This window comes from Segetibacter sp. (assembly GCF_025963695.1).
Lineage (GTDB): Bacteria > Bacteroidota > Bacteroidia > Chitinophagales > Chitinophagaceae > Segetibacter.
Map to the genome: position 1 here is coordinate 1 of NZ_JAOQAH010000120.1, position 8396 is coordinate 8396.

General features: G+C 39.4%; 9 protein-coding genes. 6 read left to right on the forward strand and 3 right to left on the reverse strand.

Annotated elements, in window-relative coordinates; genetic code table 11:
- From JWR87_RS19945 to JWR87_RS19955, 3 genes are all read right to left on the reverse strand, one after another.
- A partial coding sequence (locus JWR87_RS19945) for a hypothetical protein (RefSeq protein WP_297823618.1) occupies positions 1–340 on the reverse strand: 340 nt, incomplete at its 3' end.
- 3 nt (positions 341–343) lie between these two features.
- Positions 344–709 carry a BlaI/MecI/CopY family transcriptional regulator gene (locus tag JWR87_RS19950; protein ID WP_297823620.1) on the reverse strand — a complete coding sequence of 122 codons (366 nt, stop codon included), beginning with the start codon at positions 707–709 and terminating at the stop codon, positions 344–346.
- A gap of 242 nt (positions 710–951) precedes the next feature.
- On the reverse strand, positions 952–1671 hold the full coding sequence (locus JWR87_RS19955) for a head GIN domain-containing protein (RefSeq protein ID WP_297823622.1): 720 nt from the start codon (positions 1669–1671) through the stop codon (positions 952–954).
- Positions 1672–2082: 411 nt separating this feature from the next.
- Between JWR87_RS19955 and JWR87_RS19960 the strand changes: the two genes are divergently transcribed.
- From JWR87_RS19960 to JWR87_RS19985, 6 genes are all read left to right on the forward strand, one after another.
- Positions 2083–2400 (forward strand): hypothetical protein, encoded by a 318-nt coding sequence (locus JWR87_RS19960; RefSeq protein WP_297823624.1) that lies wholly within the window; start codon positions 2083–2085, stop codon positions 2398–2400.
- Positions 2401–2423: 23 nt separating this feature from the next.
- Positions 2424–3560 carry a DUF5009 domain-containing protein gene (locus tag JWR87_RS19965; RefSeq protein ID WP_297823626.1) on the forward strand — a complete coding sequence of 379 codons (1137 nt, stop codon included), beginning with the start codon at positions 2424–2426 and terminating at the stop codon, positions 3558–3560.
- A gap of 201 nt (positions 3561–3761) precedes the next feature.
- Positions 3762–5144: a Gfo/Idh/MocA family oxidoreductase gene (locus JWR87_RS19970; RefSeq protein ID WP_297823628.1), complete on the forward strand. Its 1383-nt coding sequence runs from the start codon at positions 3762–3764 to the stop codon at positions 5142–5144.
- A 10-nt stretch (positions 5145–5154) separates the two neighbouring features.
- Positions 5155–5874: a DUF1080 domain-containing protein gene (locus tag JWR87_RS19975; protein ID WP_297823630.1), complete on the forward strand. Its 720-nt coding sequence runs from the start codon at positions 5155–5157 to the stop codon at positions 5872–5874.
- 255 nt (positions 5875–6129) lie between these two features.
- The gene (gene mnmE / locus JWR87_RS19980; protein ID WP_297823632.1) at positions 6130–7512 is read left to right on the forward strand and encodes a tRNA uridine-5-carboxymethylaminomethyl(34) synthesis GTPase MnmE; all 1383 of its coding nucleotides are present in this window, start codon (positions 6130–6132) and stop codon (positions 7510–7512) included.
- 673 nt (positions 7513–8185) lie between these two features.
- A partial coding sequence (locus JWR87_RS19985) for a hypothetical protein (protein WP_297823634.1) occupies positions 8186–8396 on the forward strand: 211 nt, incomplete at its 3' end.

An 8396-nucleotide genomic window follows, 5' to 3' on the forward strand; every position in this document is an offset into this window, starting at 1 on the left:
CGATAGCTACTAGCAGTTGGGTTAAAAATACCAGGGAGACGAAAACCGTAGCCAGCATAACTGCTATGGTCCAATCCCATGTAAGTTGATTCGCCTGCGCCACGTAGCGGTCTCCTGTTGCTACTACGGCTAACAGATTTATTACTTGTGGCTGCTGTGTAGTGTCTTCCCAGAAATTAATTTTTAGTAGTGGAATTAACCACGATACGGCGACCGATGCCAGCAAGTAAAACCGGTTGTATAAGTGAAACTTTTTATTGCGTAGCGCGACCAGATAATATCCAAACAAAATACCAGTGCACAACACTACTTTCAAAAGGTACCAGGCAATCGGAAGCATGACTTACTTTTTAGGTGTTTTAATCTGTTTCAAAAGCAATTCAAGATCTGCAACACTTAGTTTGTTTTTCTCGACCATAAACGAAACAGCATTGCTAAATGATCCATCAAAATATCCTTCCACGAGCGTCTTGATCGAACTGTTTGTGTATTCGTCTTTAGCAACCAAAGCCGAATATTGATTTTGACGGCCAAATGTTTCTGTACCTACAAATTTTTTATCTACCAGTATTTTCAAAATGGTTGCTACCGTATTAGAGTGCGGTTTCGGTTCTGGCAAGGCGTCAATGATTTCTTTTAAAAAACCTTTTTCGATCTTCCATACTGCCTGCATAATCTGTTCTTCGGCCTTTGTTAACGTTTTCTTCATTTTGTTGACTAAAAGATTAGTTATACAAAGATTAAACTAATTTCTTAGTTGTACAACTAATTTTATAGTTATTTAAAAAATTTGTTTTTATAAGGGGGAAGCCGTCAGAGGATGCGGGAGACGAGTGTAGGTGAGGCGGTACAAGGGTGTGACACAACGATGGCGAGTGAAGTTCAAATGCTGGTAACATAAAAAGTCCCTTGCAAAAACATTTGCAAGGGACTCATCTTTCTAAAAAGGAACTACGCCTTTATAATCTTTCCGCTTCCTGAAGACTTTAAATTAATATTTGTCGCCGCGCCTTTGTAATAAATGTTTCCGCTTCCACTTACTTTGGCGTCGATGCTTTTGTTTGCGTAAACTTTTATGTTGCCACTGCCGCTAACCTGTGCAAAAACGTCGTTGCAGCTTACCTCACTACAGTCAATGTTTCCGCTTCCACTTACACCAGCATCTATGTTGTTGGTGCTTCTTCCTTTCAAAGTCACATTTCCACTTCCGGAAATATTTATCTTGGTTTCAGCAAATGAGTTAATTCCCACGTTGATGTTACCAGAGCCAGACACCGCAATATCAGTTCTGCTATCATTGCTAAAATCTCCGTTGCCGGTAATATTTCCACTTCCCGACACCCTTAGTTTTTTTACAGTCGTTAAGGTGGCATGAACAATAATTTTATGTTTGCTGGTTATCGCTACTTTATCTTTTGTTTTAATCACCAGATTTCCATTTTCTACCAACGTTTCTATGTAAGGCAATATATTTTCATCTCCCTCTACAATTATCCTTTTTGAATCACCGTAAATCAAATCCACGTTTACATTGCCTGCCACCATTACACCTGTAAAACTGCTTACTTCCCGTGTTTCTTTTTTAAGATTTCCGTCGCCGGTTAATTTCTGTACCTGAGCAAAACTGCCGACGGCAATTAAAGTAAATAATGCAAAAAGCAACTTTTTCATAATAACAGAGTTTGAGTTTATAATAGTATTTACAGTTAAACGACGCTTTGAAAATTAAGTTACAAAAGGTAAGGGTTTTCAAGGTAAAAGGAAAAAAGAAAGGATAAATGTAACATTTCAAAACGCGGGTTGGTTTATGGTAATAAGGAGATATTGTAACGTACCTGCTTTATATTTTTCATGAACATTGTTGCATCGCAATTACTTCGACTTTAATGTCATTGAGCAATCGTAGCTGCTATCCCACCCTGTTTATAAAATTCAACCTCCTCAAAGACAACACATTTTTCTGCCTTTTCCACGCTTCGACAGCATTTAATATATCCCGTTTTCTCCATGGAAATAATTTTTGTCCATCCTTGAATGTTATCTGTATTTTAGGTTCTTCAATTAATACCGATCTATTTACTTATGCCGTATGTGCTCCTTCTTTTGCTTGTTATATTGACAAGCTGTGAAAACCGCTCATTTGAAAGTGACAAAAGACAATTGATAGCTAAGGATGAAATCAGGAGGAAGCTACACAGAGCACGTTCTTTTGACATCACCGGTTTTAAACAGGATACTCTTGAAAATTCACCTGACTCTACTTTCAAAAATCCTTTACAATATGCGCTTGATTTCGAGTACACCGATTCCACCGGAAAGGTGCAAAAGAAAAAGGGCATTGTATTATTTACACCTGATGGAAAATCAGTGATTAATTCTCATATAGCTGAAGCGAATTAATTGCATAAACTAACTATTGAAATATGAGTGAACAAAGTCCGCGGTTTCTTTCTCTTGATGTTTTTAGGGGAATGACAATTTGCTTTATGATTATTGTAAATACACCCGGAAGCGGAGCTTTACCTTTTTCTCCTCTGGAGCATGCAGAGTGGCACGGCTTTACACCAACTGATCTTGTTTTTCCATCGTTTTTATTTGCCGTTGGAAACGCTATGAGTTTTTCTCTCGGCAGGTATAAGCAAATTAGCAATGCAGCATTTTTTAGAAAGATCATTAAACGTACACTCCTGATATTTTTGATAGGATATTTAATGTACTGGTTTCCATTTTTTCGGCTAGATAATAATAATCATATCATAGGCGCACCAATAAGTGATACCCGCATTATGGGAGTATTGCAACGGATAGCACTTTCTTATTTCTTTGCTTCTTTACTTATTCACTATCTAACTACGAAAAAAGTAATTATTGCCAGTGCACTTTTGCTGGTTGGGTATTGGATAATCTTATTGTTATTTGGCGATCGTCAGCAACCTTACAGTATGCTGGGTAATGCAGGTATTTATCTTGATAAATTTTTAATGGGACCAAATCATATGTACCACGGAGAGGGTGTGGCATTTGACCCCGAGGGATGGTTGAGTACAATGACTTCGATTGTAAACGTAGTGATTGGATATTTTGCCGGAAAGTTTATTCAAGAGAAGGGCAAAGGATACGAGACCATTTCAAAACTGATGCTGACGGGTGCGCTCTTAATCTTTGTTGCGCTTTGGTGGAACATGGTGTTTCCGATAAATAAGAAATTGTGGAGTAGCCCGTTTGTTTTGCTAACCACAGGTATTGACCTTCTGTTAATTTCAGCCCTGGTTTATATACTAGAGATAAAAAATCAAAACCAGTTAAAATGGACCGGCTTTTTTCTTGTTTTTGGAAAGAACCCTTTATTTATTTATATCCTTTCAGAAGTGCTTGTAATTATTCTTTACATGATACCAACTGCTGCAGGTAAAAGCCTGTTTGGATCAATTAATAGTACGGTTTTTCAAACGATTGCTCCTGGTGCGTTAGGTTCATTTCTGTTTGCTATATCGTTTATGCTTGTTTGTTGGGTAGTAGGTTGGTGGTTAAATAAGCGAAGGATTTATATAAAGGTATAGGCAATAGCGACAGCGGTAGCAGGTGCATAGGTGGTTTGTAACGTTGATCAACGTAGTTATTTATAGTACAAGAGTGCGACGCAACCGTGCTTAACCACGGTACTTCTGCTTGAAACAAAATTTTAATTACACCTGGGTTACAATAAAAATATTTAGTTTAGTCCGGCTTTTTATAGTTTATATAATTTAAAAAATACGTGCATGTCAAAAATCAATAACGATGACTCAAGACGCTCCTTTATTAGCAAAATGACTAAAGGAGTTGTAGGAGCTGCCTTATTCCCTTCGATTGTTACAGCCAAAGACCGAAAACGGCACCTGGAAGAACTTGTAAGAACTGAACAGAAATATTCGGCCAACGATCAAATACAAATTGCTTTAATTGGCGCAGGGGGAATGGGAACTGCGGATACAAATACTGCCATCACCGTTCCGGGAATAAAATTGGTTGCAGTCTGCGACTTATATGACGGCCGCCTTGCAGCAGCAAAAACCAGGTGGGGGAGTGATTTGGCCGTTACCCGCGATTACAAAGAGATTATTAATAGAAAGGATATTGATGCCGTAATTATTGCAACACCTGATCATTGGCACAAAGACATTTCGATAGCGGCTATGAATAGTGGTAAGTCGGTGTACTGCGAAAAGCCAATGGTACATAACATTACTGAAGGCCCGGCAGTGATAGCTGCACAAAATAAGAACAAGGTCATCATGCAGGTGGGAAGCCAGGGAATGAGTTCGCTAGGAAATGAAAAAGGCAGACAATTGCTTAAAGATGGCGCCATCGGACAGCTGAACTATGCTGAAGCGTTTTATGCAAGAATGTCTCCGACAGGAGCGTGGCAATATCCTATTCCACCCGATGCTTCTGCCGCAAATGTTGGCTGGGACAGGTTTGTTGAGAACACCAATAAAAGGCCTTTTGATGCTACACGCTTTTTTCGGTGGAGAAACTACCGTGATTATGGAACAGGCGTTTCAGGCGACTTGTTTGTGCATTTGTTTTCAAGCCTTCATTTTGTTACAGGTTCACTAGGCCCTGATAAAATTATGGCGACGGGCGGATTGAGGTATTGGAAAGATGGACGGGAAGTGCCTGACGTAATGCTGGGCATGTTTGATTATCCGGAAACCAAAATTCATCCGGCTTTTAATTTGTCGCTGAGGGTAAATTTTATAGATGGAACGGGCGGAACCAACTACCTGAGAATGGTGGGAAGCGAAGGATCAATGACTGTTGAGTGGGATAAAGTAACAGTGTTTAGAAATAGTGAAAATGTTGATCCAAATGATCCGCTAACACAATCAAAAATTACAGGTGCTGGAAAAGAATATGTATACGATCGTAAGTCGATGATGCCTCCCGGAAAAATGGAATATACCGCTGAGCCGGGATATAAAGGAGCGCATTTCGATCACTTTTATAACTGGGCAACTGCTATCAGAAATAAGGGCAAAGTAAACGAAGATGCGCTGTTTGGCTACCGCGCCGCGGCCCCTGCTTTATTATGCAACGACAGTTATTTCAATAATAAAATTATGCGTTGGGATCCGCAAAATTTAAAAGTACTATCTACCTAAATACAAAGTCATGAAGCAAAATATTTTAGTCATTGGTGTTGTAATTTCTGTAATCATATTAAGTAGTTACACTTATATGGCGGCAAAGGATAATACGCTTACACCTAGCGAAAAGAAAACCGGCTGGAAACTTTTATTTGATGGTAAAAGCATGAATGGATGGCGTGCTTACCAAAATAAACAAACCAATTCGTGGTCAGTAAAAGACGGCGTAATGTATTGCAAGGGCAGCTCTACCGATAAAAGCGATTTAAGAGCGGATATGATTACGGACAAGCAGTATGAAAATTTCGATTTATCCATCGATTGGAAAATATCGCCACAAGGCAACAGCGGTATTTTGTACCTGGCAACCGAAGAGTTTAAGGCAGCTTATTTAAGCGGGCCCGAATACCAGATCATTGATGATCTTAACTTTCCCCAGAAGCTCGAAGACTGGCAAAAGACCGGCGCGAACTATGCAATGGATCCTGCGCCCACTGCTGCACCTAACCCTGTTGGTCAATGGAACACCACACGAATAGTGGTAAACAAAGGGCATGTGCAGCATTGGCTAAACGGTAAAAAGCTATTAGACTTCGAAATGTGGACAGACGAATGGAAGAAGAAGAAAACCGAAGGAAAATGGAAAGATGCGCCTGGTTATGGTGTGTCAAAAAAAGGCCATATTGGCTTACAGGATCATGGCAGCGAGGCGTGGTTTAAAAATTTAAAAATTAAGGAGCTGTAGTTCCGGTACAATTTATTCAATTAAAAAAAATCCTTCCTTACAAGAAGGATTTTTTTTTATGATAGCTATTGGTACCGGCGTTTGTTTTTTATTGCGTCATCGTTGCGTCGCAATCCGTTTGTCTGTATATCTTTTGGCTTCTTCAGTCTGCAATTTAAATAGCGCTTCTTGCAGTTGTGCACGTCTTAAAGGTGTGGCAACTGCTATTTATGCTAATCATTCAAATCAGGTTAGTTTTGCTAAAATTGAATAAGAATGTTAGGGAAATTAGCAGACTGGAATGATACAATTGTGGCCCTTGCAACTCCGCAAGGAATAGGAGCAATTGGTGTAGTAAGAGTAAGTGGTAAGTTGGCAATTGAAATGGTTGATAGCCTTTTTCCGTCAAAAGACCTTTGCGCCCGCAAATCACATACCCTTCATGTCGGCCTTCTTGAATCTGGAGGTGTCCCAATCGACCAGGTGGTTGTTTCCTTATTCAAAGGTCCGTCTTCTTATACTGGTGAGAACGTTGTCGAAATTTCATCGCACGGCTCACCTTATATCCTTGAAAAAATAATTACTGCTATTACGAAAGCAGGAGCGAGGCTTGCAAAACCAGGTGAATTTACGCAAAGAGCGTTTTTAAACGGGAAGCTTGATCTTACACAAGCCGAAGCAGTTGCAGACCTTATATATAGCAATACAGAAATTAGTCGTAAACACGCACTTCAAAATATTAGAGGCGGTTTTTCGTCAGTCCTTAAAACATTGCGTGATGAGCTTTTATCTTTTTCCGCATTAATAGAACTTGAACTGGATTTTAGCCAGGAAGATGTTGAGTTTGCAGATCGAAGCCAATTGAATGGTATTATCAACAATGCCGAAAAGGTGACGGCCGAACTATTATCCTCTTTTGCATTAGGCAATGTAATAAAGAACGGCGTTCAGGTTGCCATCATAGGTAAACCAAACGCAGGAAAATCGACTTTGCTAAACACACTTTTAAATGAAAATCGTGCAATCGTTAGTGAGATAGCAGGTACAACGAGGGACACGATAGAAGAGGTGCTAAATATTGATGGAATATTATTTAGGTTAATTGACACGGCAGGTATTAGACAGCACACAAACGATATAATTGAAAGTATCGGGGTAGAAAGAAGCCTTGAAAAAATGAGCCAGGCGGATGTAGTAATCTACCTTTTTGATGTAAACGAAATTAGTACAGAAGAGCTACTGGTGGTTGTGCATGAAATGAATGAAAAAGGTATCCACTATCTGCTTGTAGGAAACAAAATAGATCTAAGTACAGACAAAGAGCTTGCTGAGAAGTTTTCTAACATAAACGTCTTATATATTTCGGCAGGAAATAAAAAGAACGTAGACGTTGTAAAGCAACGGCTGGTAGACGAAGTGCTAGGTGGAAAGCTGCAGAACGAAAGTAGCGTAGTGTCCAATGCAAGACATTACGAGGCTTTGCGATTAGTGCATCAATCATTGATTGACATTCAAAAGGGGATGGAGATAAACATCTCCGGCGACCTGTTGTCACTTGATATCAGAAGATGTCTGCACTACCTGGGCGAGATCACAGGAGAGATTACAAATGAAGATCAGTTGGACTATATATTTAGTAAGTTTTGTATCGGAAAGTAACAGTAGAAAAACAGACCTGACAACAGTAATTATCAAATCTCTTAAAATACATAGACACAATGGGCCGCGGGTGCTGAAGCAGTGGGACAGCCTATTTTACATCTAATCATGCGGCGCTCGCATTTTTATATCATGCTCAAGGAATAACTGTAAAAAATATTGACAGAGTTGGCAGGGACTATAAATTTGGAATAAAGACAGTAGCAAGTAGATAATATTTTAGCTACTGCGGCAAGCCCCTCCTTTACTATTACTGATACAAAATAATGAACCTAAGTCCGCTTTGAACTCTTTTCCGGCAGTGAGGTAGATATTTACATCTAGAAATAAGGGCTTTTAAAAATATAATACCAGCTGAATTATTTATTTGAAAACAGAACAGGCTGGTATGTATAGCATAGCGAAAAACGAATGGATGTCGAAAATTATACGTGTCACCATCCATTTCTACTCTGTTTTACCGGGTTGGGAATTGTGTCTCTGCAGGAGCAGTTCTTCCTTACTAAATTTCCCCTGGCGCGTGACAATCCGGTTTAGTGGTTATTCATGCCAGCATGGAATTAAGAGTTACTGGTACCGGAAAAATATAATTCGTGAAATCTTATACACGCAATAATTTTTGTCCGTAACTTTTAACTGCAATTCTTGCAGCCATAATTACAATATCCGCTATATGATTACTGCTCCGGCTGGAACAGTCCATAACGATTGGAAAAAAGACAATACCTCATTGTTCCCTGAACGCTGTGTCATTAATATAATTGAGGATCAATGTGCAAAAAAGCCACGCGAACTGGCAATTGTTTACAAAGAAGAGAGGATAAACTACAGCTCTTTTAATAAAAGGGTAAACCAGGTTGCACATTTCTTGCGAACTAAGGGAG